Annotated in this window: 19 protein-coding genes; 9 read left to right on the top strand and 10 right to left on the bottom strand. The window is 65.0% G+C overall.

Annotation, left to right across the window (positions count from 1 at the left end; all coding sequences use genetic code 11):
• Positions 1–3: 3 nt before the first annotated feature.
• From C7I85_RS21540 to C7I85_RS21530, 3 genes are read right to left on the bottom strand one after another with little or no spacing between them, the layout of a single operon-like run.
• Positions 4–909 (bottom strand): SDR family oxidoreductase, encoded by a 906-nt coding sequence (locus C7I85_RS21540; RefSeq protein ID WP_106726078.1) that lies wholly within the window; start codon positions 907–909, stop codon positions 4–6.
• Positions 906–2099 (bottom strand): tRNA epoxyqueuosine(34) reductase QueG, encoded by a 1194-nt coding sequence (gene queG, locus C7I85_RS21535; RefSeq protein WP_106726077.1) that lies wholly within the window; start codon positions 2097–2099, stop codon positions 906–908. The genes C7I85_RS21540 and queG overlap by 4 nt, the downstream gene beginning before the upstream one ends.
• Positions 2080–2772, bottom strand: a complete 693-nt coding sequence (locus C7I85_RS21530) for a glutathione S-transferase family protein (protein ID WP_106726076.1) — start codon at positions 2770–2772, stop codon at positions 2080–2082. Before C7I85_RS21530 ends, queG begins: the two co-directional genes overlap by 20 nt.
• 152 nt (positions 2773–2924) lie before the next feature.
• Here C7I85_RS21530 and C7I85_RS21525 point away from each other — a divergent pair, with 152 nt between their 5' ends.
• Complete coding sequence (locus C7I85_RS21525; RefSeq protein WP_106726075.1) at positions 2925–3731, top strand: undecaprenyl-diphosphate phosphatase; 807 nt, start codon at positions 2925–2927, stop codon at positions 3729–3731.
• 68 nt (positions 3732–3799) lie between these two features.
• On the opposite strand, the gene C7I85_RS21520 is transcribed toward C7I85_RS21525, so the two are convergent.
• The 3 genes from C7I85_RS21520 to C7I85_RS21510 all read right to left on the bottom strand — a co-directional run bounded on the left by C7I85_RS21520 (position 3800) and on the right by C7I85_RS21510 (position 5941).
• Positions 3800–4543, bottom strand: a complete 744-nt coding sequence (locus C7I85_RS21520) for a DUF899 domain-containing protein (protein ID WP_106726074.1) — start codon at positions 4541–4543, stop codon at positions 3800–3802.
• Positions 4544–4777: 234 nt separating this feature from the next.
• Entirely contained in the window at positions 4778–5482 is a 705-nt protein-coding gene (locus tag C7I85_RS21515; RefSeq protein ID WP_106726073.1) for a phosphatase PAP2 family protein, read from the bottom strand.
• Between the two features lie 120 nt (positions 5483–5602).
• The gene (locus tag C7I85_RS21510; RefSeq protein WP_106726072.1) at positions 5603–5941 is read right to left on the bottom strand and encodes a hypothetical protein; all 339 of its coding nucleotides are present in this window, start codon (positions 5939–5941) and stop codon (positions 5603–5605) included.
• Positions 5942–6180: 239 nt separating this feature from the next.
• On the opposite strand from C7I85_RS21510, the gene C7I85_RS21505 reads away from it, so the two are divergent.
• Entirely contained in the window at positions 6181–6885 is a 705-nt protein-coding gene (locus tag C7I85_RS21505; protein WP_106726100.1) for an SDR family oxidoreductase, read from the top strand.
• A gap of 102 nt (positions 6886–6987) precedes the next feature.
• On the opposite strand, the gene C7I85_RS21500 is transcribed toward C7I85_RS21505, so the two are convergent.
• The gene (locus C7I85_RS21500; RefSeq protein ID WP_106726099.1) at positions 6988–8130 is read right to left on the bottom strand and encodes a flavin-containing monooxygenase; all 1143 of its coding nucleotides are present in this window, start codon (positions 8128–8130) and stop codon (positions 6988–6990) included.
• Between the two features lie 151 nt (positions 8131–8281).
• On the opposite strand from C7I85_RS21500, the gene C7I85_RS21495 reads away from it, so the two are divergent.
• The 4 genes from C7I85_RS21495 to C7I85_RS21480 all read left to right on the top strand — a co-directional run bounded on the left by C7I85_RS21495 (position 8282) and on the right by C7I85_RS21480 (position 12939).
• Positions 8282–9322, top strand: coding sequence for a phosphatidylglycerol lysyltransferase domain-containing protein (locus C7I85_RS21495; RefSeq protein ID WP_106726071.1), 1041 nt, complete (start codon positions 8282–8284; stop codon positions 9320–9322).
• Positions 9323–9499: 177 nt separating this feature from the next.
• Complete coding sequence (gene dmeF / locus C7I85_RS21490) at positions 9500–10444, top strand: CDF family Co(II)/Ni(II) efflux transporter DmeF (protein ID WP_106726070.1); 945 nt, start codon at positions 9500–9502, stop codon at positions 10442–10444.
• Positions 10445–10562: 118 nt separating this feature from the next.
• Entirely contained in the window at positions 10563–11927 is a 1365-nt protein-coding gene (locus tag C7I85_RS21485; RefSeq protein WP_106726069.1) for a cytochrome ubiquinol oxidase subunit I, read from the top strand.
• 4 nt (positions 11928–11931) lie between these two features.
• On the top strand, positions 11932–12939 hold the full coding sequence (locus tag C7I85_RS21480; protein ID WP_106726068.1) for a cytochrome d ubiquinol oxidase subunit II: 1008 nt from the start codon (positions 11932–11934) through the stop codon (positions 12937–12939).
• On the opposite strand, the gene C7I85_RS21475 is transcribed toward C7I85_RS21480, so the two are convergent.
• Entirely contained in the window at positions 12936–13694 is a 759-nt protein-coding gene (locus C7I85_RS21475; protein WP_146148910.1) for a LysE/ArgO family amino acid transporter, read from the bottom strand. The two genes, C7I85_RS21480 and C7I85_RS21475, sit on opposite strands and share 4 nt — an antisense overlap.
• A 170-nt stretch (positions 13695–13864) precedes the next feature.
• On the opposite strand from C7I85_RS21475, the gene lepA reads away from it, so the two are divergent.
• Positions 13865–15679, top strand: a complete 1815-nt coding sequence (gene lepA, locus C7I85_RS21465) for a translation elongation factor 4 (protein WP_106726065.1) — start codon at positions 13865–13867, stop codon at positions 15677–15679.
• Between the two features lie 559 nt (positions 15680–16238).
• Here lepA and C7I85_RS21460 read toward each other — a convergent pair.
• The gene (locus C7I85_RS21460) at positions 16239–16526 is read right to left on the bottom strand and encodes a GIY-YIG nuclease family protein (RefSeq protein WP_106726064.1); all 288 of its coding nucleotides are present in this window, start codon (positions 16524–16526) and stop codon (positions 16239–16241) included.
• A 500-nt stretch (positions 16527–17026) separates the two neighbouring features.
• A complete protein-coding gene (locus C7I85_RS21455) occupies positions 17027–17497 on the bottom strand; it encodes a hypothetical protein (protein WP_106726063.1) in 471 nt (156 codons plus the stop codon).
• Positions 17498–18149: 652 nt separating this feature from the next.
• On the opposite strand from C7I85_RS21455, the gene C7I85_RS21450 reads away from it, so the two are divergent.
• Together C7I85_RS21450 and C7I85_RS21445 are read left to right on the top strand one after the other, a co-directional pair.
• Positions 18150–20168 (top strand): hydantoinase/oxoprolinase family protein, encoded by a 2019-nt coding sequence (locus C7I85_RS21450; RefSeq protein ID WP_181257247.1) that lies wholly within the window; start codon positions 18150–18152, stop codon positions 20166–20168.
• A 160-nt stretch (positions 20169–20328) separates the two neighbouring features.
• Positions 20329–22494, top strand: coding sequence for a malate synthase G (locus C7I85_RS21445; RefSeq protein WP_106726062.1), 2166 nt, complete (start codon positions 20329–20331; stop codon positions 22492–22494).
• Positions 22495–22510: the final 16 nt, after the last annotated feature.

Genomic DNA, 22510 nt, shown 5'->3' with positions numbered 1-22510 from the left:
CGGTCATCCGCGCTTCATTGGGCTGCGCGGCTCGCCTTCGTTCCAGTTGCCCGTCTCCCACATCGCGTCGAAGCCCGTTTGATAGTCCGGATAGCGGAACCGGAAGCCCGTTGCCTTGATCGCCGCGTTGGAGACGCGCTTGTTCTCGCCATAGAAAGACCGGGCCATTGGCGAAAGTTGGGCGGTTTCGAAGGGAATTTCGGGCGGCGGTGTCGCACCCATCAGCCCGGCGGCATAAGTCACCACGTCCTGGGGCGGCGAGGGCATGTCGTCGGTCACGTTGAACACGCCACCCATGTTCTGCTGCGCGAGGTGCCATGCGGCGCCGGCAATGTCCTCGCCATGAATGCGGTTGAACACCTGGTCTGGCTTAATCAGCCGCTTGGCGGTGCCATTGGTGAGGTTGACGAGCGCGTTGCGGCCGGGCCCGTAGATGCCCGAAAGCCGCAGCACAGCCACCGGTAGGCCGCTCTCGGCGCCTAGCGCCAGCCATTCGTTTTCCGCCTTAAGCCGCATGACGGAGCGGCGCGACACCGGCCGGCATTCGCCCGTCTCGTCCACCCAGGCGCCGCCATGGTCGCCATAGACACCGACGGTCGAGAGATAGCCGATCCATTGAAGCTTCGGCATGCCGTGCAGGACTTTTTCGCGCGCGGCGTTCAGTACGGGATCGCCGGCTTCGTCGGGCGCAATCGAGATCAGCAGATGGGTGGTCTCGGCAAGCTCGGCGGCCAGCTCATCGGTCAGCGTCCCGTCGAAAACGAAGGGTTTTATCCCTGCCTGCCGCAGCGCCTCGAATTTTTCGGGCGAGCGCGTGGTGCCGGCAACATGGGCGTTGTCGGGCTTTGCCTGGGCAGTCGCCTTGCCGGAATAGCCGGCCCCGAAGATGAACATCTTTTGCACGGTCATGCCTGTTCCCCGATCGCTTGCGCCCGGCCACTTGCCAAAGCCCACTCCTCGCGCACCTCGGCGTCGTCTTCGCCGTTTTGCCGCGCCGCTGCAAGCGCCGTGAAATCCGCCGGCTCCATCAGGCACGAAAGTGCCCACACCGCCGCCCCGCGCACCAGCGGCGAGGGATCGGACAAAAGGCTCTCGCAGGCAGGAATCAGCCCGCGATCATTCGAATTGCCTGCGGCGATCAGCGCGTTGCGGACAAAGCGGTCGCGGCCGATGCGCTTCACCGGCGAGCCGGAGAAGAAGGCGCGGAAGGCGGCATCGTCCAGGCTAAGAAAATCCGCCAGCCTCGGCGCAAGAAGGTCGTCGCGGGCGGCGAGCTTCATCTCGGAGGCGGCGCGGGCAAATTTGTTCCACGGGCAGGCGGCGAGGCAGTCGTCGCAGCCATAGATGCGGTTGCCCATCGCCGCACGGAATTCGTGCGGGATCGGCCCCTTGTTCTCGATGGTGAGGTAGGAGATGCAGCGCCGCGCATCGAGCTTGTAGGGCGCGGGAAAGGCGTGGGTCGGGCAGGCGTCGAGACAGGCGCGGCACGAACCGCAATGGTCGACCTCCCGCCCGTCGGGCGCGATCTCGGCCGTGGTGAATATGGTGCCCAAGAACAGCCAGGAGCCGAATTGCCGGCTGACGAGGTTCGTGTGCTTGCCCTGCCAGCCGATGCCGGCGGCTTCTGCCAGCGGCTTTTCCATCACCGGCGCCGTGTCGACGAACACTTTTACATCGCCGCCGGCGCGGGCCACGATCTTGCCGGCCAGTTCCTTCAGCCGCCCCTTGATGACGTCGTGATAGTCGCGGTTGCGGGCATAGACGGAGATAGCGCCGCGCTCGGGCATCGCCTGCAAGGCGCGCGGGTCCTCGCCGGGACCATAGTTCATCGCCAGCACGATGATGGAGCGAACGTCGCCCCAAAGCGCTTTGGGAGCGGCCCGGCGCTCAAGCGTTTCGGCCATCCAGCCCATCGAGCCATGGAAACCGGCGTCGAGGAACTCGGCCAGCAGGGCGGGCGCCTGAGGGATTGAATCGGGCGTGGTGACGGCAATCGCGTCGAAGCCGGCGCGGGCCGCCTCGCGGTCGATCATCTGCCGCAGGCGGTCGCCCTCGCCGGGCTTGCCCCTTTCGGGTCTATCAGAAATCGAGGTCCGCATAGTGGGATACCGGCGAAATGCCGCGCACGCGGTCGCCGAGCAGCGGGCGGAAGGAGGGGCGCGACTTCACCCGCGTGTACCAGTCGCGGGCGGCGCTGTTGTCGCTCCAGTCGATCTCGCCCAGATAGTCGAGCACCGAGATGCCGGCGGCGGCCGCGAGATCGGCGTAGGTGATGCGCGGGCCGGCCAGCCAGTGGCGGGTGCCGGCCAGCCAGTTGGTGTATTTCATGTGCTGGCGGATATTGGCGCGGGCGGCGCGGATGGCGCCCGAATCCGGCGAGCCGCCGCCCACCTCGTTGGGCATCAGCGGCTTCAGCACGCGCTCGCGCACCAGATGCTTGGTCACCTCGCTGTCGGTCTTGACCAGATACCAGTCCACCAGCCGGCGAATCTCGGCGCGCTCCATCGGGTCCTCGGCAAACAGACGCCGCTCGCGCTTCAGCACGCCGCGCGTCTCGTCGAGATATTCGGCAATCACGCCGGCGCCGATGATCGGCACGTCGCCCTCGGCCAGCAGCACCGGCAGCGTGCCGGCCGCGTTGAGCGCCAGGAATTCCCTGCGCCGCGCCCACGGCTTCTCCTCGATCAGCGCCAGCTCCTCACCATACTCGCCGAAGGCGAGGCGAACGAAGCGGCAGGAGGCGAACATGGGGTGATGGAAAAGCGTCAGCATGGTTCCGTGGCAAAAACTGCGCTGGTCATTCTTCGGCCGCGCCGGTAGTTCTATCTCTGCCCGATTCACCGGGCGGTCAAGGCGCATCCGTATAGGGACAGTTCGGCGCCCTGACAAGCAAGCCCTCCATTCACCGCATCGTCGAGACATTCATGGAACATCAAACCATCGTCGAAGCCCTGCTGCTTGGTCTGCTCGAGGGCTTCACAGAGTTCATCCCCGTGTCGTCGACCGGCCATCTGCTGCTGGCCGGCCATTTCCTGGGCTTCGAATCCACCGGCAAGGCGTTTGAGGTGCTGATCCAGCTCGGCGCCATCCTGGCCATCCTGTCGGTCTATTTCGGGCGGCTGTGGAAGATCGCGACCAGCCTGCCCAGCGACCCCGGCGCGCGGCGCTTCGTGTTCGGCATCCTGCTGGCCTTCCTGCCGGCTGCGGTCATCGGCTTCCTGGCGCATGATTTCATCAAGACCGTGCTGTTCGAATCGCCAATGCTGATCTGCGTCATGCTGATTGTCGGCGGCGTCGTGCTGCTCGGCGTCGACAGGCTGGCGCTGACGCCGAAATACCGCAACGTGACGGATTATCCGCTGCCGGTCTATCTGGGCATCGGCTTCTTCCAGTGCCTGGCCATGATCCCCGGCACCTCGCGCTCGGGCGCGACCATCGTCGGTGCGCTCCTGATGGGCGCCGACAAGCGCTCGGCGGCGGAGTTTTCGTTCTTCCTAGCCATGCCCACCATGGCCGGCGCCTTCACGCTCGACCTGATCAAGAACCGCGACGTTCTGTCAGCGGCCGACCTGCCGATCATCGGCGTTGGCTTCGTCGCCGCCTTCATCGCCGGCGTCTTCGTCGTGCGGCATCTGCTCGACTATGTCTCGCGCCACGGTTTTGGGCTGTTCGCCTGGTGGCGGCTCATCGTCGGCACCGTCGGCCTCGTCTCGCTGCTGATCTGGGGCTGATCGCGACAAGACAAACGGGCCGGTCTCTTGCCGGCCCGTTTTGAAGGAACATCCTCGCTGAAAAGCGCTCACCCGCAGCAGGACGACGTCAGCATCGCGGCGATGTTCTTGTCCTCATCGGGATATTCGTCGTGGCGCTTCACCCAGTCCATGGCGCTCTTTTCGTCGCGGCCCTTGGGCGTGCGGTCGAGGAACACATAGGCGCCCAGCCTCTCCTCGTCGCCCCGCGCATATTGCGAGAAGGTGCGAAAGATGTTGCCGTCTTCGTCCTTGTAGAACACCGTCATGCCGGGCAATTCGTCCATCTCGAAGTCGAGCGGCTTGTAGTTGTAGATCGCCTTGCCGTTCTTGATGTCTTCCTTGTTGAACGACACGCCGAAATCGTAGTTGAAGTCGCTGCCGAAGGACGACACCCAGTCGAACTTCCAGCCCATGCGCTTCTTGTAGGCCTCGATCTTGGGAAGCGGCGCGCGCGAGACGGCCACCAGCGTCACGTCATGGTGCTTCAGGTGCTGGTTGGCGCCGTCGATATGGTCGGCGCCGAAGGAGCAGCCGACGCAGCCCGCCTCCCAGTCCGGCCCAAGCATGAAGTGGATGACCACCAGTTGGCTGCGCCCGTCGAACAGTTCCTCGAGCGTCTTCTTGCACTGCGGCGCGTCGAACACATAGTCCTTTTCCACGCGCGTCCAGGGCAGCGCCTGCCGTTCGGCGCTCAGCCGGTCGCGGTGGCGCGTATATTCTTTTTCCTTGGCCAGATGCGCCTTCTGGGCCTCCATCCATTCCTGCTGCGATACGACTTTATGCGGTTCCATGGTCCTTTTCCTTCCTGCGAGTGGAAATGCCATTTCGGGTGTTTGACGTTGTGTGCGGCCAGGGACCCGTCCTTCATTGCGGCAGAAACTCTGCCGGCAGGAACGGGTTCCGGACCGATGGTTTCGTATTTAACCTATTGGTTAAATATGCCTCGGCGAGCAGCGGCTGTCAAGCAGTGCATTGATCAATGCGGCGAGGCTTCGGGCGGGTATTTTCAGAGGAGGCGAGGGGCCTTACATCGGCTTCAGCGAGGCGGCTTGCGTCCGCCGTGCCCAGCGCGCCACCAGCCAGAACAGCATCGCCCAGGCGGCCCCCGCGCACCAACCGGCCAGCACGTCGGACGGCCAGTGGACGCCGAGATAGAGCCGGCTCACGCCGACGATGAAGGTGGTCAGCACAGCCACCGAAAGCACGTAGATCTTGGTCGCCCGGTCGGGCACGGTCTGCGCCAAGAGCGCGCCGAGCGTCAGATAGGTCACCGCCGACATCATGGCATGGCCGCTCGGGAAGCTCAGCGTGCTGACGTGAGCCAGGTGCGGCACCACCTCGGGGCGAGGGCGGTCGATGCCCAGTTTCAGCAGGCTGTTCAGCGCCTGGCCGCCGGCAATGGCCACCAGCACGAAGAAGGCGGCAAGCGTCTTGCGCGCCACCAGGAGATAGATGATCACGGCTGCGGTGATGTAGATCAGCACCGCGGCGCTGCCGAGGCTCGTCAGGTCGCGCATCGCTTCCTTCAGCCAGTGTGGCCCGATCGGCGTGGCAAGGTCGCCCGGCGTGCGCAAGGCCAGCAGGATTTCGGTGTCGAAGCCATGCGGGGCGGAATCCCGCGCCAGTTCCATCAGCTCGACGAATCCCCACAAACCGCCAGCCACGATCAGCGCGGCCAACAGGACGGTGAACTCAACCTTGCCGAAAAGACCCGACCGCGCTGTGCTCATGAAGACTCCCGATGGTTCGTCGCCCGCAGAAATGCAGGACTTACATAGGGAGGCAAGTCGCCTCGAACATCAGGCCGCGCAATTATGGTGCGCGGCCGCTGTCACATGCTGGGATGGGGGTTACTGGCCGCCGGCCTGCGGTCCGAGCGTGATGAGCCCCACGGCCAGAATGGCAAGCACGACGCCACTGCTTTGCACCGCGCTCAACCGCTCGCCGAAGAAAGCCAGCGCGATCACGTTGATCGCCACCAGCTGGATGACCGCCGACAGGCTGAAGGCCGAGGCCATGCCGAATTCGCGCACCAGGCGCAGCATCACCAGATTGCCGGCCGAATAGAGCACCAGCGTCAGCGCCAGTTTCGGCAGGCCGGGCGCCAGCGCCCAGGATTTCGCGACGGTGGCCGCGAGAAGGAAGATCACCGTCGAGGCGGCGAGCTGCAGAAAGCCGGATAGGGTCAACTCTGTCTCCACGGGCATGGCGCAGGCGGCCACGTCGGCACCCAGCTCAAAACTCCGGCCCGTACACGCGATGTCTGGCAAAGCAGCCGCGTCGCGTCAAGATGCAGCCGCTCCCGCCGTTTGCCACGGTAGTCCGGGTGCTGGTCCAGCATCTTGCCCGGCAGCGCCCAGATAGATACCTCTTTGCCGATAAGAATTCGGCCCGCGCTGTGCGCGGCCGCGAAAGGGGAGTGCAAAAAATGTCGGAACTGAAGACGGCCATCATCACCGCAGGCGGCAGCGGCATGGGGGCGGATGCCGCCCGCAAGCTTGCCGAGGATGGGTTCAAGGTCGCCATCCTGTCCTCGTCGGGCAAGGGCGAGGCGCTGGCCAAGAAGCTTGGCGGCATCGGCGTCACCGGCTCCAACCGCTCCAATGACGATCTCAAGCGCCTCGTCGACGCGACGGTTGCGAAGTGGGGTCGCATCGATGCGGTGGTCAACAGCGCCGGCCACGGTCCGCGCGCGCCGATCCTGGAAATCAGCGACGAGGACTGGCAGCTCGGCATGGAGACCTATCTGCTCAACGCCGTGCGCACCGCGCGGCTGGTCACGCCGGTCATGCAGGCGCAGAAGTCGGGCTCCATCGTCAACATCTCGACCTATGCCGCCTTCGAGCCCGAGGCGCTGTTCCCGACCTCGGGTGTGTTCCGCGCCGGGCTCGCCGCTTTCACGAAGCTCTTCGCCGACAAATATGCGCCCGACAATGTGCGCATGAACAACGTGCTGCCCGGCTTCATCGACAGCCTGCCGGAAACCGGCGAACGCCGCGAACGGATCCCCATGGGCCGTTACGGCCGCGTCGAGGAAGTGTCGGAAGTGATCGCCTTCCTCGCCAGCGACAGGTCGAGCTACATCACCGGCCAGAACATTCGCGTCGACGGCGGCATCACGCGCTCGGTGTAGAGCATGATCCCGAAAAGTTGCAGACTTTTCGGGCAAGATCATGCTTCAAGAACAAAAGCTTAGAGTGAGACAGCGCTTCAAAAGCGCCTCGCTCTAAGTGGCCTATCTCCGGCGGCTGTGCGAGATCGCCTTGGCGATCTGGCCAGCCTGCTGGACCGAGGCGTAGAAGCAGCCGCGGATGCTGGGCCGCATGCCGAGGAACCATAGGCCCGGCGCGTTAGGGTGGCTGGCGCCGTTGACCAGCGGAAAGCCGCGCTCGTCCAGCACGCCGAATTCGCCCACCAGCCCCTCGAGCCCGGTGCGGTAGCCGGTGGCTGCGATCGTCACGTCGGGCCGAATCGTCCGCCCGTCGTCGAGCACGATGTTTCCGTCGGGCAGGAACTCGCGCACCGTCGGCACCACCTTGATGCGCCCGGCCTTGATGGCGTTCATGGCGCCGTCGTCGGCGGCGATCGCGGTGTAGTCTGAGCGCAGGCGGCTCACCCCGCCGCCCGGCGCCTTGGGCAGGCCGTAGCGGGTCATGTCGCCCCACATCAGCCGCTGCGTCGTCCCCACCACGGCGTCCGCCAGCCAGTTCGGCAGCGCGTTGGTGAGCGGCGACAGCTTGTGCACCGCCACCTTGGCGATGCGCTTGGGCAGGATCGAGGGCCCGTTGCGCGCCGCAAGCCACAGCTGCCCGGTCTTGGCGCGGATGAGATGGTTGAGCATGTCGAAGCCCGAATTGCCCGCGCCGATCACCAGAACGGACTTGCCGGCAAAATTGGCCGCCTCGCTGAATTCGGCGGCGTGGATCAGCCGGCCGCCGAACGCGCTCGCGCCCTTCCACTCCGGCGTATAGGGGTGCTTGTCGCGGCCGGTCGCCACCACCACGTCGCGCGCCAGACGCCGTTCACCGTTCGCCCGCACCGCCCAAAACCCGTCCTCACGCGAAATTCCGTCGACCGTGACGCCATATTCGATCGGCAGCCTGTGGTGCTTGCCGAAGGCGGTGAGATGCTCGACCAGCTGATCGCGATGGGGGAATGCCGGCGTTCCCTTCGGAAAGGTCAGGCCGGGCATGGCCGAGAGGTCGCGATGGGTGTTGAGCGTCAGGTTCTTGTGCCGCCGCCGCCACGGCCCGCCGATATGCTCCTCCTTTTCGAGGATCACCGAAGCCACCCCGGCCTTGCCCAGCGCATGCGACGTTGCCATGCCGGCCGGCCCCGCGCCGATCACGATCACCCGTTCGACATCAGTTGAAGACATGTGACTCTCGCTGGATTTTCTGCCATGGACACGGCGCGCTGGTGCGATCTTTGTGGCGCAGCCGAAGATTTTGAGCAAGAGTGCCTTTGCCGGCCAATGAAGATACGAGGGCATCTTCTTCTCGCCGCGGCCTCGGGGACTTGACGAAAGCATGCGGTTCTTGCGCAAGAGTTTCGACGCCTTGTTCGATTGGCGCGCCGCCACTGTGCCGCGCATGGAGCTGGCATTCGAGGACCGGCTGCGGCTGGTGCGGCGCCATGGCGATTTCTCGCTCGCCTATTCCACCGCGATCCAGGACGATCTTCACTATTTCGGCGATGCCGACGGCTACATCGCCTTCGCCACCAAGATGGGCCAGCATTTCGTGCTGGGCGATCCGGTCGCGGCGCCGGCCGAAAGGCCCGCCTATCTGCGCCGTTTCATCGAGGCGGCGCGAACCCCCTGGTTCGTCCAGATCGGCGAAGAGACCGCGCGCGTGCTTGCCGGGCTCGGCTACCGCATCAACCGCGCCGGCATCGACACCCGCCTGCCTTTGCCCGCGCATGATTTCTCCGGCACGCGCAACGAAACCGTGCGCTATTCCGAGCGTTGGCTCTTCAAGCATGGTTTTTCCATCGTCGAGGACGATGGCAGCGTCGCCTCCCACGAGCACGTCAAGCGCCTGTCGGACAGCTGGCGCGCCGAACGCGTCGTCAAGCGCTGGGAAATGCGCTTTCTCAACCGGCCGTTCCGCACCAGCCTCGGCGAGGCCATGCGCCGTTTCGTGCTGGTCGATCCCGAGGGGCGAGCGGTGGCGCTGCTCGATTTCGACCCGATCTTCAGCGGCGGCGAGGTGGTCGGCTACACGACCGCCTTCAAGCGCAAATTCGCCGAAACCACCCCGCATGCCGAGATCGGGCTGACGAAATTCGCCGTCGACCGATTCCGCAAGGAGGGGCGGGGCCTGGTCACGCTCGGCCTGTCGCCGCTGGCCGACATCCGCGAGAGCGGCTTTGACGAAAGCCATTTCTGGCGCTCGATGTTTTCCCGCGCTTACAATTCCGGCCACATCAACCGGCGCATCTTCAACCTGCAGGGCCAGGCAGCCTTCAAGCGCCGCTTCCACGGCGAGGAAGAGCCCACCTACATCGCCTTCAAGCGTGCCACCCCGCTCGAGGTCATGGCGCTCTTGCGCCTGTGCAAGGCGGTTTGACCCATACATTGATTTCCACGCCTCATGCGCAGAAGGTTAGCGCAGCGGCGCATCAGTAGCCCTCATGGTGAGGTGCCCGGCCCACACTGCGTCGAGCCTGTTGCTCAAGCCATGAAGGCCGGGCCTCGAACCACGAGGGCGTCAGGCGCGCCACCAAATATCTTTGAGAGGCCGGTCATGAACACGCTGCCTGTCGAACGATACACCCACGACCACGTCTTCCTCGGCGAGCATCACGACCGCAACGCGCGGCGCACCTACATGGTCATCGCGCTGACATTCGCCATGATGGTGGGTGAGATCGTCGCCGGCCTGCTGTTCGGCTCCATGGCGCTGCTGGCCGATGGGTTTCACATGTCCACCCATGCCGGCGCGCTGGCCATCGCGGCAGCGGCCTATGCCTATGCGCGTCGTCATGCGCGGGACGACCGCTTTACCTTCGGCACCGGCAAGGTCGGCGAGCTTGCCGGCTACACCAGCGCCATCGTTCTGGCAGTCATCGCGGTGATGATCGGCTACGAATCGGCAATGCGGCTCGTCGAGCCCGTGCCCATCCGCTTCAACGACGCCATTGCGGTCGCCGTGCTCGGCCTTGGCGTCAATCTGGTCAGCGCCTGGCTGCTGTCGGGCGGTGGCGACCACGGTCAGGTGCACGACCATCGCGATCATCACACGCACCACGGCCATCACCACCATCACGCCCATGACGACCACAACCTGCGTTCGGCCTATCTGCATGTGCTGGCCGACGCCATGACCTCCGTGCTTGCCATCTTGGGCCTGCTCGCCGGCTGGCTCTACGGATGGATCTGGATGGACGCGGTGGTGGGCATCATCGGCGCCTTCGTCATCGCCAGCTGGTCCTGGAGCCTGCTGCGCTCTTCCGGCGCCGTGCTGCTTGACGCCCGCGCCGACGATGCGCTCGCTGCCGATGTGCGCCGGCTTCTCGAACGCGATGGCGACCGCGTCGCGGACCTGCATCTGTGGCGGCTTGGGCCGGGTCACATCGGGCTCATCGTCTCCATCGTCTCGGCGCTGCCCGAAGAGCCGGAAAGCTACAAGGCACGGCTTGCCGGCCTGTCCCGGCTTTCTCACGTCACCGTCGAGGTTCACGCCGCATAGGCGGCTGGATTGGTTGCGATATAGGGGCTTCGGCCGCCCTCTATTCTTGCGCGGTTGCTTTTGACCGGAAGCAATATTCGCCCTATCTTTTCTCGCGAAACAGATCGGGAGAATCCTAATGGATCCGGTGATGTTGTCGCGAATTCAATTCGCTGCAAATATTTCGTTCCACATTCTGTTTCCTTCGCTCACCATCGCCCTCGGTTGGGTCCTTCTCTTCTTCAAGCTGCGCTACAACAGCACTTCCGATCCCGCCTGGATGCGTGCCTACTTCACTTGGGTGAAGGTGTTCGCGCTCTCCTTTGCCCTGGGCATCGTCACCGGCATCACCATGAGCTTCCAGTTCGGCACCAACTGGCCGATCTTCATGCAGCGCGTCGGCAACATTGCTGGTCCGCTTCTGGCCTATGAGGTGCTGACCGCCTTCTTCCTCGAGGCGGTGTTCCTCGGCATCATGCTGTTCGGCTTTCGCCGGGTGTCCAACAAGGTGCACACCGCCGCCACCGTGCTGGTCGCGTTCGGTACCACCTTGTCGGCCTTCTGGATCCTGGCGCTGAACTCCTGGATGCAGACGCCGATCGGTTTTGAGATGCGCGACGGCGTTGCCCATGCCACCAGCTGGTGGGACATCGTCTTCAACCCGTCCTTCGTCTATCGGCTCGTGCACATGCTCCTGGCATCGGGGCTGACGGTTGCCTTCTTCATCGCCGGATTCTCGGCACTGCGTTTTCTGGCGGGCGACCGCTCGGACGCGATGTGGAAGGCGCTGCGCACCGGCGTCTACATGGCCGCCATACTGATCCCGCTGCAGATCTTCGCCGGCGACCAGCACGGCCTCAACACGCTGGAATACCAGCCGCAGAAAGTGGCGGCCATGGAGGCCAATTGGGATACGCGGGCCAACGTGCCGCTTATCCTGTTCGCCCTTCCCGATGAGCAAACGCGGCAGAACAAGTACGAGATCAGCATTCCGAACGGCGCGAGCCTCATCCTGCGGCACAGCGCCAATGGCGTCGTGCAGGGCCTCAACGAATTTGGCGACAACCATCCGCCGGTCGCGCCCGTCTTCTGGGCGTTCCGCATCATGGTGGGCACCGCCATCATCATGCTGATCGTATCGTGGTTCGCCGCATGGCAGCTGCGGCGGCGCGGCGTGATCTCCAGGCCGCTCGCCATGATCCTTGTGCCCATGACGCTGTCGGGCTGGCTTGCAACGCTTGCCGGCTGGTACACCACCGAGGTCGGCCGCCAGCCCTGGCTGGTCACCGGCGTGTTGCGCACGGCCGAAGCCGTCGGCCCGGTTCCCGCCGAGCACGTCGCGCTGACGCTGACCCTCTACACGCTGCTCTACATCGTGCTGATCATCGCCTATCTCGGCACGCTGGTGCACATCTCGCTGAGGGCGGCCAAGGAGGGCGATGAGTCGCCACTGCCGGGCGTGCTCAACCGGCCGCTGTCGCAACCCGCGCACGACACGGAGTAAAGCCATGTCGAACCTGGATTGGTCCACCATCCTGCCATTCATCTTCGCCTGCCTCATGGGCGTGGCGATCGTCATCTACGTCGTGCTCGACGGTTTCGACCTTGGCGTCGGCATCCTGTTCGGCGTCGCCTCCGACCACGAGAAGGACACGATGGTCTCGGCCATCGGCCCGTTCTGGGACGCCAACGAAACCTGGCTGGTGCTCGCCGTCGGGCTTCTTCTGGTGGCCTTTCCCTTCGCGCATGGCGTCATCCTCACTGCGCTCTATCTGCCGGTCTTCGTCCTGCTGTTCGGGCTCATCCTGCGTGGCGTCGCCTTCGATTTCCGCGCCAAGGTGCCGGTGCACCGCAAGCATCGCTGGAACCGCGCCTTCTTCGTGGGCTCCCTCCTCGCCTCGCTGGCGCAGGGCTACATGCTCGGCATCTACGTTCTGGGGCTCGACACCAGCCTTGCCGCCATGGCCTTCGGCGTGCTGGTGGCGCTGTGCCTGGCCGCTTCCTACGCGGCCATGGGCGCGGCCTGGCTGATCTACAAGACCGAGGGCGAACTGCAGCACAAGGCGGTGCGCTGGCTGCGCGCCACGCTGGTGCTCACCGCGCTCGGCATGGTGGCCGTCTCGCTCGCCACCCCGCTTGCCTCCCCGCGCATCTTCGAGCGCTGGTTCGTCTATCCCGAGATCCTCTACCTGGCGCCGCTGCCGATCTTGTCGGCCATCCTGTTCATCTGGCTGTGGTGGCAGACTTTTCATCTGCCCAAGGAAGGCGACCGCCACTCCATGCTGCCGTTCCTGACGCTCGCGGCCATCTTCGTGCTCGGTTTCGCCGGCCTCGCCTGGTCGTTCTACCCCTATGTCGTGCCCGAAAAGCTGACCATCTGGCAGGCCGCCGCGGCCACCGAAAGCCTCGCCATCATCCTCGTCGGCACGCTCATCGTGCTGCCGGTGATCCTCGGCTACTCGCTCTACGCCTACCGTGTGTTCGGCGGAAAGGCGTCGGAACTCACCTACGATTAGTTGCGGCCAAGAAGCGTCAGCGCACCCGCACCGGCGAGACAGATCAGGAGCAGGCCGGCGGCGCAGTCGAATATGCGCAGGCCCCGCGGGCTGCGGATGACCCCGGCGAGCAGCCGCCCGCCGAGCGCATAGCTGAAGCAGTTCATCGTGGATGCGCCAGCAAGGCCGAAGAAGAACAGCAGGCGCAGCGTCGGATCTTCGAGATCGGCGGCGAATACGCTCGGCATGATCAGCCGCTCCAGGTAGGTCAGCGGATTAAGCCATACCGTCCGCAGCGAAGCGGCGATGCGTGCGCTCTCCGCGGGATGGTCGGCCGGCACCGCCCGCGACAGCGCCTTGCGCAGCGATGCCGTCGCGAAATAGAGCAGCGCCACGACGCCGAGCCAGGGAAGCACCGCGGTCAGCCACGCGCTCTGCTCGCTGATTTCCGCGCCGAGCCAGACCCCGACCGCGGCCAGTGTGTTGTAGCTGGCCCAGACCGTCGCGGCCACCATCACCGGCCGCGTCCGGCCGATCGCCGCCCTCAGCATCATCAGATTGTTCGGGCCGACCGAGAGCATCGACGCAAGGCCCAGCGCCAGACCGAGCTGCAGAACGGACAGGGGTTCCCGCTGCGTCGTCATGGCCGGCCGCCGCGCTTCGCAAGGCCGCGGCAAACGCCGGACCCGTTTTTTCCCAAACAACCCGACCACATGCAGTTGCCGCGCATTCCAGCCTCGCTCGGGGATGATCGCCGCGCTGTTTTGCGACGCCACGAACGAGGATTTTTCGCACAATGGCCGGTGCGCGCATCCTGCATTTGAAGGAGGCCGGTGGCGGGCGGCGAGCAAGACGCCGCGCCATCAGCGGCGGAAAGCCTTTTTGCGCGCGCCTTTCGGCATGAATCTCCTTTGCCTTTTGCTTGCCCCCTGCTAAATGCGCGGCCATGACCACACCGCTCGATCACATCCGCAATTTCTCCATCGTCGCCCATATCGACCATGGCAAATCCACGCTCGCCGACCGGCTCATCCAGATGACCGGCGGCCTAGACGCGCGCGAAATGGCGGGCAAGGAGCAGGTGCTCGACAATATGGACATCGAGCGCGAGCGCGGCATCACCATCAAGGCGCAGACCGTGCGCCTCAACTACAAGGCCAAGAACGGCGAGGACTACGTCCTCAACCTCATCGACACGCCCGGCCACGTCGACTTCGCCTATGAGGTGTCGCGTAGCCTCGCTGCCTGCGAAGGTTCGCTGCTGGTGGTCGACGCCTCGCAGGGCGTCGAGGCGCAGACGCTGGCCAACGTCTACCAGGCCATCGACAACAACCACGAGATCGTCGTGGTGCTGAACAAGATCGACCTGCCGGCCGCCGAGCCCGAGCGCATCAAGGAGCAGGTCGAGGAAGTCATCGGCATCGACGCCAGCCAGGCCGTGATGATCTCGGCCAAGACCGGCATCGGCATCGAGGACGTGCTGGAGGCGATCGTCGGCCAGCTGCCGCCCCCGCGCGAGGGCGATGCGTCCAAGCCGCTCAAGGCCATGCTGGTCGACAGCTGGTACGACGCCTATCTCGGCGTCATCGTTCTGGTGCGCGTCATCGACGGCGTGCTGAAGAAGGGCCAGACCATCCGCATGATGGGCACCGGCGCAAAATATCCGGTCGAGCGCACCGGCTTCTTCACGCCCAAGATGATCCAGGCCGACGAGATCGGCCCCGGCGAGTTCGGCTTCATCACCGCCTCGATCAAGGAAGTGGCCGACACCCGCGTCGGCGACACCATCACCGAGGACCGCCGCCCCACCGATCACGCGCTGCCGGGCTTCAAGCCGGCGCAGCCGGTTGTGTTCTGCGGCCTGTTCCCGGTCGATGCCGCCGACTTCGAAGACCTGCGCGCTGCCATGGGCAAGCTGCGCCTCAACGACGCGAGCTTCTCCTTCGAGATGGAAACGTCCGCCGCGCTTGGCTTCGGCTTCCGCTGCGGCTTCCTGGGCCTGCTTCACCTCGAAATCATCCAGGAGCGGCTGGAGCGCGAGTTCAACCTCGACCTCATCGCCACCGCCCCGTCGGTCGTCTACCGTATGGTCATGAACGACGGCACGGTGAAGGAGCTGCACAACCCGGCCGACATGCCCGACGTGGTCAAGATCGCCCACATCGAGGAGCCGTGGATCCGCGCCACCATCCTCACGCCTGACGACTATCTCGGCAGCATCCTGAAGCTTTGCCAGGACAGGCGCGGCCTCCAGGTCGACCTGTCCTATGTCGGCAAGCGCGCCATGCTGGTCTACGACCTGCCGCTCAACGAAGTCGTCTTCGATTTCTATGACCGGCTCAAGTCGATCTCAAAGGGCTATGCCAGCTTCGACTACCACCTCACCGACTATCGCGAAGGCGACCTGGTGAAGATGTCGATCCTGGTCAATGACGAGCCGGTGGACGCGCTCTCCATGCTGGTGCACCGCTCGGCGGCCGAAAAGCGCGGCCGCGTCATGTGCGAGAAGCTGAAAGAGCTGATCCCGCAGCACATGTTCAAGATCCCGATCCAGGCGGCCATCGGCGGCCGCATCGTCGCGCGCGAAACCATCTCGGCGCTGCGCAAGGACGTCACTGCCAAATGTTACGGTGGTGACGTTTCGCGTAAGCGAAAACTTCTGGAAAAGCAGAAGGAAGGCAAGAAGCGCATGCGCCAGTTCGGCAAGGTGGATATCCCGCAGGAAGCGTTTATTCAGGCGCTCAAGATGGGCGATAACTAAGAGCCCAGCGCCCTCGTGGTTCGAGGCCCGGCCTTGCCGGGCTCGCGGAACTATAATTGGCGCTCTGCGGGCCGGGCACCTCACCATGAGGGCTACTGCAACGCCGCTGCGCTAACCTTCAACGTTTGCGCAATCGTCATGGCAGGCGGGCGCGCCCCCACCCTCACGATGGGTGCGTCCTTCGAGACGGTGGCTTTCGCCGCCTCCTCAGGATGAAGGAAGTTGGCGCAACCCCACCCTCAAGATTGAGCGCTCGGCACGCCCCTTCAACGCCGCGGCATGCGCCTTCAACAATGAGCGTGGCGGCACGTCCCCACCCTCATGGTGAGGTGCGCAGTGGAGCGAAGCGGAACGGAGCCTCGAACCACGGGGGTGGCTCCAGCTATCTTTTTCTTCCTGCTGGCCAATTCCAGTAGCAGCTCATAGGCCAGCGCAACCGGCGCTAACCTTTAACGTTCGCGCAATCTTCATGGCACGCCGACGCACGCCCCCACCCTCATGGTGAGGTGCGCAGTGGAGCGAAGCGGAACGGAGCCTCGAACCACGAGGGTGGCTCCAGCTATCTCCTCTTCCTGCTCGCCAGTTCCGGCAGTCTCTCATAGGCCAGCGCAACCAGCGCTTCCTTCTTGACACGCGACCAGCCCTTGATCTGCCGCTCCCGCGCAATCGCATCGATGATCCGGTCGTAGGTTTCGGTGAACACCAGCTCCACCGGCCGCCGCTTGGAGGTGTATCCGTCGTAGATGCCCTCATTGTGCTCCCACACCCGTGCTTCGACCTCCTGCTTGGTCAGGCCTGTGTAATAGGAACCATCAGAGCAGCGCAGAATGTAGACGGTGACTTCCATGCACTGCCTCCCCCTCATCCTGAGCCCGTCGAAGGATGAGCCTGTCGGAGGTCTTTGAGCAAGCGAGAAAACCGGCGCCTGGCGCCCTCGTGGTTCGAGGCCCGGCCTTACTGAGCTTAGGAAAACACCCTGCGTCGTGCGGGCCGGGCACCTCACCATGAGGGCTACTGAAGCGCCCCTTCGCTAACCTTCAACGCTTGCGCAATCTTCACGGCAGGGGGCACGCGCCAACCCTCACGATGGGTGCGTCCTTCGAGACGGCGGCTTTAGCCGCCTCCTCAGGATGAGGGAAGTTGGCGCAACCCCACTTCAAGATTGAGCGCCGTGCACGCCCCTTCAACGCCGTGGCACGCCCGTTCAACAATGAGCGAGGCGGCACGCCCCCACCCTCATGGTGCGGTGCGGGAGTGGAGCGAAGCGGAACGGAGCCTCGAACCACGAGGGTGGCTCCAGCTATCTTTTCTTTCGGCTCGCGAGTTCCGGCAGCGCATCGTTTGCCTTCAGATCTTCGCGCGGTCCCTCTCAAACTTCATCACCCAGTTCACCTCCCAACTCCCCCCGCCATCCGTGGAAAACGCCTGTTCCCAGCGCGGGTTTTCTCCCGCCGTCCACAAAAACCGCACGCGCACCGGCTTTCCGCCCTCGACATCGTCGCCAAAGAACTCGCCGCGACCGTTTTCGAATTTTCCCACCGTCGGCGGAAACAGCCGGTGCGATTTGGTGTCGGACCAGTAGATCGACCAAAATCTTGTTTCGGGGTTGTAGAGGCGCAGTGTCATGCCGGTGAAACCGCGCGCGGGCACGAACATCTGGTCGAGATTGCCGCCGCCATCCATCACCTTTTCCACCCGCGCGGTGGCCGGAAAACTGTGCCATTCGGCGCAGCCGGTCAGCCGCTCGTTGAGGCATTCGTTGGTGATGTGCCATTCCCCGATCAGGAAATCGAAATCGGCAAATCCTTGGTCGCGCATCCGTCCCTCCCTTGATTGATGCTCGAGCATAACTGACAGCTCCTGACAACTTGCTGTCAGGAGCGATGCCTTATGACGACAAAACAGGGGGACGAAAATTCCGGTCTTTTGTCATGTCGCATCCGCGTCTGCCGCGCGCATGCGCGGCCAGGCCATTGAAATTCCGGTGTTTCGTCGGGGGGATAACCACCACCCGCGCCTGCGCCGCAAAAAACTTCATCCCCCACACCACCGCCGCCCCTTATCCTGAAGGCCAAATCCGCTTCCGCGGGAAGCCTGGTGCGCACCGGGTATCAGGTGGAAGCGTCGGTGTCCGGGCTGGTGGCGCTAACGGTGGCGCTGCTGGGTGATGAACCCCCAAGTCCGGGCCTTTGCGGCGGCTGGCCACGCGAATGTGGAGGCGACTGAGCGGGGCAAGCTCACCGGCGGGGCGCGGTAAGCCGTGCCAAAAATTACCATAGGAAGGCATGGCCCTGCGCCCCGCTTCCCGAATTCATCCCGAGCTTGTCGAGGGACAATGACCAGACGGCGAAAGCCGGGCGTGGTGGCGACAGCGGCTGGCCGGCGCTGGCTCAACCTTGCGGTGCTTCCGTGGCGAAGCTTTGTGGGCTAAGGGCAGGGGCGAGTACAACCGCTCCGGATTGCCCGCGACATGACCGAAATGCCCTTGCCGTCGTCCCCGCTGTTTCTCGGCATCGATACCGGCGGCACTTATACCGACGCGGTGCTGTGGTCGGAGAGCGCGGGCGTCACCGCCAAGGCGAAATCGCTGACGACGCGGCACGATCTGGCGGTCGGCATTTCGGGCGCGGTCGATGCGGTGCTGGCCGAGGCCAAGGCCGACCCGGCCGGCATAAAGCTGGTGTCGATGTCGACTACGCTCGCCACCAACGCTCTGGTCGAAGGGCAGGGCGGGCGCGTGGCGCTGGTCATGATCGGCTTCTCGGAAGCCGATCTCGCCCGCGACGGGCTGAAGACCGCGCTCGGCACCGACCCGGTGGTGTTTTGCGGCGGCGGCCATGACGTGCATGGCAACGCCAAGCCGCTGGAACTGGCCGAGCTCGAGGCCGCGCTGCCAGAGCTGGAGAAAACGGTGTCGGGCTTTGCCGTCTGCGCCTATTTCGCCACCCGCAACCCGGCCCACGAAATCGCCGCCCGCGATCTCATCCGCGAAAAGACCGGCCTGCCCGTCACCGCCAGCCATGAGCTGTCCGCAAAACTCGGCGGCCCGCGCCGGGCGCTGACCACGCTGCTCAATGCGCGGCTGATCTCGATGATCGACCGGCTGGTCGCCGCCACCGAAGGGTTTTTGGGCGCGCGGGGGATCAAGGCGCCGCTGATGGTGGTGCGCGGCGATGGCGCGCTGGTCTCGGCCGCCTTCGCCCGCCAGCGTCCGATCGAGACGATTCTGTCCGGCCCCGCCGCCAGCCTCGTCGGCGCCCGCCACATGACCGGCCTCGACAACGCGGTCGTGTCGGACATCGGCGGGACCACCACCGACGTCGCCGTGCTCGACAATGGCCGCCCCCGGCTCGACCCCGAAGGCGCCACCGTCGGCGGCTTTCGCACCATGGTCGAGGCGGTGGCCATGCGCACCTTCGGCCTCGGCGGGGATTCGGAGGTCGCACTGGAAGATGGCGGGCTTGCCCCGCGCATCACGCTCGGGCCGCGCCGCGTCGTGCCGTTGGCGCTCGCCGGCATGGTGCATGGCGAGGCGGTCACCGCCGAGCTGGAGCGCCAGCTGCGTGCGCCCAACCCCGGCCGCATGGACGGCCGCTTCGCCGTCCGAACCGGCGTGCCGGAGCGCCTCGCCGCCGGCCTCACCGCGCCGGAAGCCAAGCTCTACGAAGCCATCGGCCCCGTGCCGCTGCCGCTCGACCGGCTGCTCACTTCGACCGCGCAGAACGCCACGCTGAACCGGCTGGTGGGGCGCGGGCTGGTGCATGTCGTCGGCTTCACGCCGTCCGACGCCGCCCACACGCTGGGCCGCCAGTCGAACTGGGATGCCAAGGCCGCCCGCCTCGGCGCCGAGCTCTTCGCCCGCAAGCGCGACGGTCGTGGGCAGGCGATTGCCGATACGCCCGAAGCAATTGCGGAGCGCGTGCTGCTCGCCGTCACGCGCAATTCGGCCGAGGTGATTCTCGAAACCGCCTTCGCCGAGGACGGGCTGGACGGTGCGGCAACCGTCGCGCATGCGCTGGTCCAGCGTGCGGTCGACGGTCATGAAGGCATCGCCCGCTTCACGGTTGCGCTCGACCGCCCGGTCATCGGCCTCGGCGCCTCCGCGCCGCTGCATTACGCCGGCCTGCCGGGCTTCGTCGGCAATGAGTGCGTGGTGCCGCAGGATACGGATGTCGCCAATGCGCTGGGCGCCGTGGTCGGTCAGGTGCGCATCTCGGCCGAGGCGCGCGTCAGCCAGCCAAAGGAGGGGCTGTTCCGCGTCGCCTCGGGCGACGACGTGCGCGATTTCCTGAACGAGGAAGAGGCCATCCGCGTCGCCGACGCCGAGATCCGCAAGATCGCGGCCCAGCGCGCGCTGGATGCCGGCACCGACGCCGCCGAGATCGAGGTCACGCATGATGTGCGTGCGTCGATGGTGGACGGCCAGCGCATGTTCATCGAGGCGCACATTCTGGCGGTCGCCACCGGCCGGCCGCGGATCGCTGCGTGAACCCACGACTTATCCACGTTTCCCGCTGCCGATGTTATGATGCAAAGCAGCTTTTCGAGGTTTGCCGGGTTCTACGGCTTAGGGTGAATTGACCCTGCAACCCCAACGTGATCAAAGGCCGCGAAATCGTCCGTCCGCATTGGGTGTCAGGAGAAAGACTATGAGCGATATGATCGAAGCGTCGGGTCTGCGTATTGCCCGTGAGCTTCATGATTTCGTGGTGCAGGAGGCACTGCCGGGCACGGGTGTCGAGGCCGCCGCCTTCTGGGCCGGGCTTTCGGCCATCGTGCACGATCTTGCGCCCCGCAACCGCGAGCTCCTGGCCAAGCGCGACGCCATGCAGGAAAAGATCGATGCCTGGCATCGCGCCAATGGCGCGCCGGCGGACATGGCCGCCTATCGCGCCTTCCTGAAGGAAATCGGCTACCTCGTCGAGGAAGGCCCGGAGTTCAAGGTCGCCACCGAAAACGTCGATCCCGAGATCGCCGTGGTTGCCGGCCCGCAGCTCGTCGTGCCGGTCATGAACGCCCGCTATGCGCTCAATGCCGCCAATGCCCGCTGGGGTTCGCTCTATGACGCGCTCTACGGCACTGACGCCATTTCGGACGCTGACGGCGCCGAGAAGGGCAAGGGCTACAACCCCAAGCGCGGCGAGAAGGTTATCGCCTGGGGGCGCAATTTCCTCGATACCTCCGCGCCTCTGAAGGACGGCTCCTGGGCCAATGCCGGCGCCCTTTCGATCAAGGACGGCAAGCTGGTCGTGGGCTCGACCGGTCTGGCCGATCCGGCGCAGTTCGTCGGCTATCGCGGCGAGGCGGCGGCGCCGTCGGCCGTGCTGCTCAAAAAGAACGGCCTTCATGTCGAGATCGTCGTCGACCGCAACCACACCATCGGCAAGACCGATCCGGCCGGCATCGCCGACCTCGTGCTCGAAGCGGCGCTGACCACGATCCAGGACTGCGAGGATTCGGTCGCCGCGGTGGACGCCGAGGACAAGGTGGTTGCCTATCGCAACTGGCTTGGCTTGATGAAGGGCGACCTTGCCGAGACCTTCGAGAAGGGCGGCAAGAGCGTCACCCGCAAGCTGAGCGCCGACCGCGAATACACCGCGCCGGATGGCGGCAAGGTCATGCTGCCCGGCCGCTCGCTGATGCTGGTGCGCAATGTCGGCCACCTGATGACCAATCCAGCCATCCTCGACCGTGATGGCAATGAGGTGCCCGAAGGCATCATGGATGCCGCCGTCACCGGCCTCATCGCCCTGCACGATGTCGGCCCGAACGGCGCGCGGAAAAATTCGCGCACTGGCTCGGTCTATGTGGTCAAGCCGAAGATGCACGGGCCCGAAGAGGCGGCGTTTGCCGTTGAGCTGTTCGATCGCGTCGAGAAGTTGCTCGGCATGACGAAGAACACGCTCAAGATGGGCATCATGGACGAGGAGCGGCGCACCACCATCAACCTCAAGGAGAGCATCCGCGCCGCCAAGGAGCGGGTGGTGTTCATCAACACCGGCTTCCTCGATCGCACCGGCGACGAGATCCACACCTCCATGGAAGCCGGGCCGATGATCCGCAAGGGCGACATGAAGCAGTCGGCCTGGATTTCCGCCTATGAGGCGCAGAATGTCGATATCGGCCTGGAATGCGGCCTTTCCGGCCGCGCCCAGATCGGCAAGGGCATGTGGGCCATGCCGGACCTGATGGCGGCGATGCTGGAGCAGAAGATCGCCCATCCGCAGGCCGGCGCAAACACCGCCTGGGTACCGTCGCCGACGGCCGCCACGCTGCACGCCACGCACTATCACAAGGTCGATGTGCACGCGTTGCAGGAGCGTCTGAAGACTCGCCCGCGTGCAAAACTCGACGACATTCTGTCGGTGCCGGTCGCGGTGCGTCCGAACTGGACGCCGGAGGAAATCCAGCACGAGATCGACAACAACGCCCAGGGCATTTTGGGCTATGTCGTGCGCTGGATCGACCAGGGCGTCGGCTGCTCCAAGGTGCCGGACATCAACGATGTCGGCCTGATGGAAGACCGCGCCACGTTGCGCATCTCCTCCCAGCACCTCGCCAACTGGCTGCACCACGGCGTGGTCACGCACGACCAGGTCATGGAAACGATGAAGCGCATGGCGGCTGTGGTCGACCGGCAGAATGCGGACGATCCGCTCTATCGGCCGATGGCGCCCGACTTCGACAATTCCATCGCCTTCCAGGCGGCCTGCGATCTCGTCTTCAAGGGTCGCGAACAGCCCAATGGCTACACCGAGCCGGTTCTACACCGGCGCCGGCTGGAGCTGAAGGCGCGCGACCGGGCGGCCAAGTAAGGGTCGCCAGGCAAGC

This window comes from Pseudaminobacter soli (ex Li et al. 2025) (genome assembly GCF_003012705.1).
In the GTDB taxonomy this organism is placed as follows: domain Bacteria; phylum Pseudomonadota; class Alphaproteobacteria; order Rhizobiales; family Rhizobiaceae; genus Pseudaminobacter; species Pseudaminobacter soli.
This window is presented reverse-complemented; position numbering and strand designations above follow the sequence as displayed.

What these genes read in the sequence shown, in the direction of transcription:
- C7I85_RS21495 (WP_106726071.1), top strand. Translation starts at nt 8,282, where the DNA reads ATGCGGTTCTTGCGCAAGAGTTTCGACGCCTTGTTCGATTGGCGCGCC.
- queG (WP_106726077.1), bottom strand. Translation starts at nt 2,099, where the DNA reads ATGCGGACCTCGATTTCTGATAGACCCGAAAGGGGCAAGCCCGGCGAG.
- C7I85_RS21500 (WP_106726099.1), bottom strand. Translation starts at nt 8,130, where the DNA reads ATGTCTTCAACTGATGTCGAACGGGTGATCGTGATCGGCGCGGGGCCG.
- C7I85_RS21515 (WP_106726073.1), bottom strand. Translation starts at nt 5,482, where the DNA reads ATGAGCACAGCGCGGTCGGGTCTTTTCGGCAAGGTTGAGTTCACCGTC.
- dmeF (WP_106726070.1), top strand. Translation starts at nt 9,500, where the DNA reads ATGAACACGCTGCCTGTCGAACGATACACCCACGACCACGTCTTCCTC.
- C7I85_RS21455 (WP_106726063.1), bottom strand. Translation starts at nt 17,497, where the DNA reads ATGCGCGACCAAGGATTTGCCGATTTCGATTTCCTGATCGGGGAATGG.
- C7I85_RS21445 (WP_106726062.1), top strand. Translation starts at nt 20,329, where the DNA reads ATGAGCGATATGATCGAAGCGTCGGGTCTGCGTATTGCCCGTGAGCTT.
- C7I85_RS21520 (WP_106726074.1), bottom strand. Translation starts at nt 4,543, where the DNA reads ATGGAACCGCATAAAGTCGTATCGCAGCAGGAATGGATGGAGGCCCAG.
- C7I85_RS21485 (WP_106726069.1), top strand. Translation starts at nt 10,563, where the DNA reads ATGGATCCGGTGATGTTGTCGCGAATTCAATTCGCTGCAAATATTTCG.
- C7I85_RS21540 (WP_106726078.1), bottom strand. Translation starts at nt 909, where the DNA reads ATGACCGTGCAAAAGATGTTCATCTTCGGGGCCGGCTATTCCGGCAAG.
- C7I85_RS21530 (WP_106726076.1), bottom strand. Translation starts at nt 2,772, where the DNA reads ATGCTGACGCTTTTCCATCACCCCATGTTCGCCTCCTGCCGCTTCGTT.
- C7I85_RS21480 (WP_106726068.1), top strand. Translation starts at nt 11,932, where the DNA reads ATGTCGAACCTGGATTGGTCCACCATCCTGCCATTCATCTTCGCCTGC.
- C7I85_RS21460 (WP_106726064.1), bottom strand. Translation starts at nt 16,526, where the DNA reads ATGGAAGTCACCGTCTACATTCTGCGCTGCTCTGATGGTTCCTATTAC.
- lepA (WP_106726065.1), top strand. Translation starts at nt 13,865, where the DNA reads ATGACCACACCGCTCGATCACATCCGCAATTTCTCCATCGTCGCCCAT.
- C7I85_RS21525 (WP_106726075.1), top strand. Translation starts at nt 2,925, where the DNA reads ATGGAACATCAAACCATCGTCGAAGCCCTGCTGCTTGGTCTGCTCGAG.
- C7I85_RS21505 (WP_106726100.1), top strand. Translation starts at nt 6,181, where the DNA reads ATGTCGGAACTGAAGACGGCCATCATCACCGCAGGCGGCAGCGGCATG.
- C7I85_RS21450 (WP_181257247.1), top strand. Translation starts at nt 18,150, where the DNA reads ATGACCGAAATGCCCTTGCCGTCGTCCCCGCTGTTTCTCGGCATCGAT.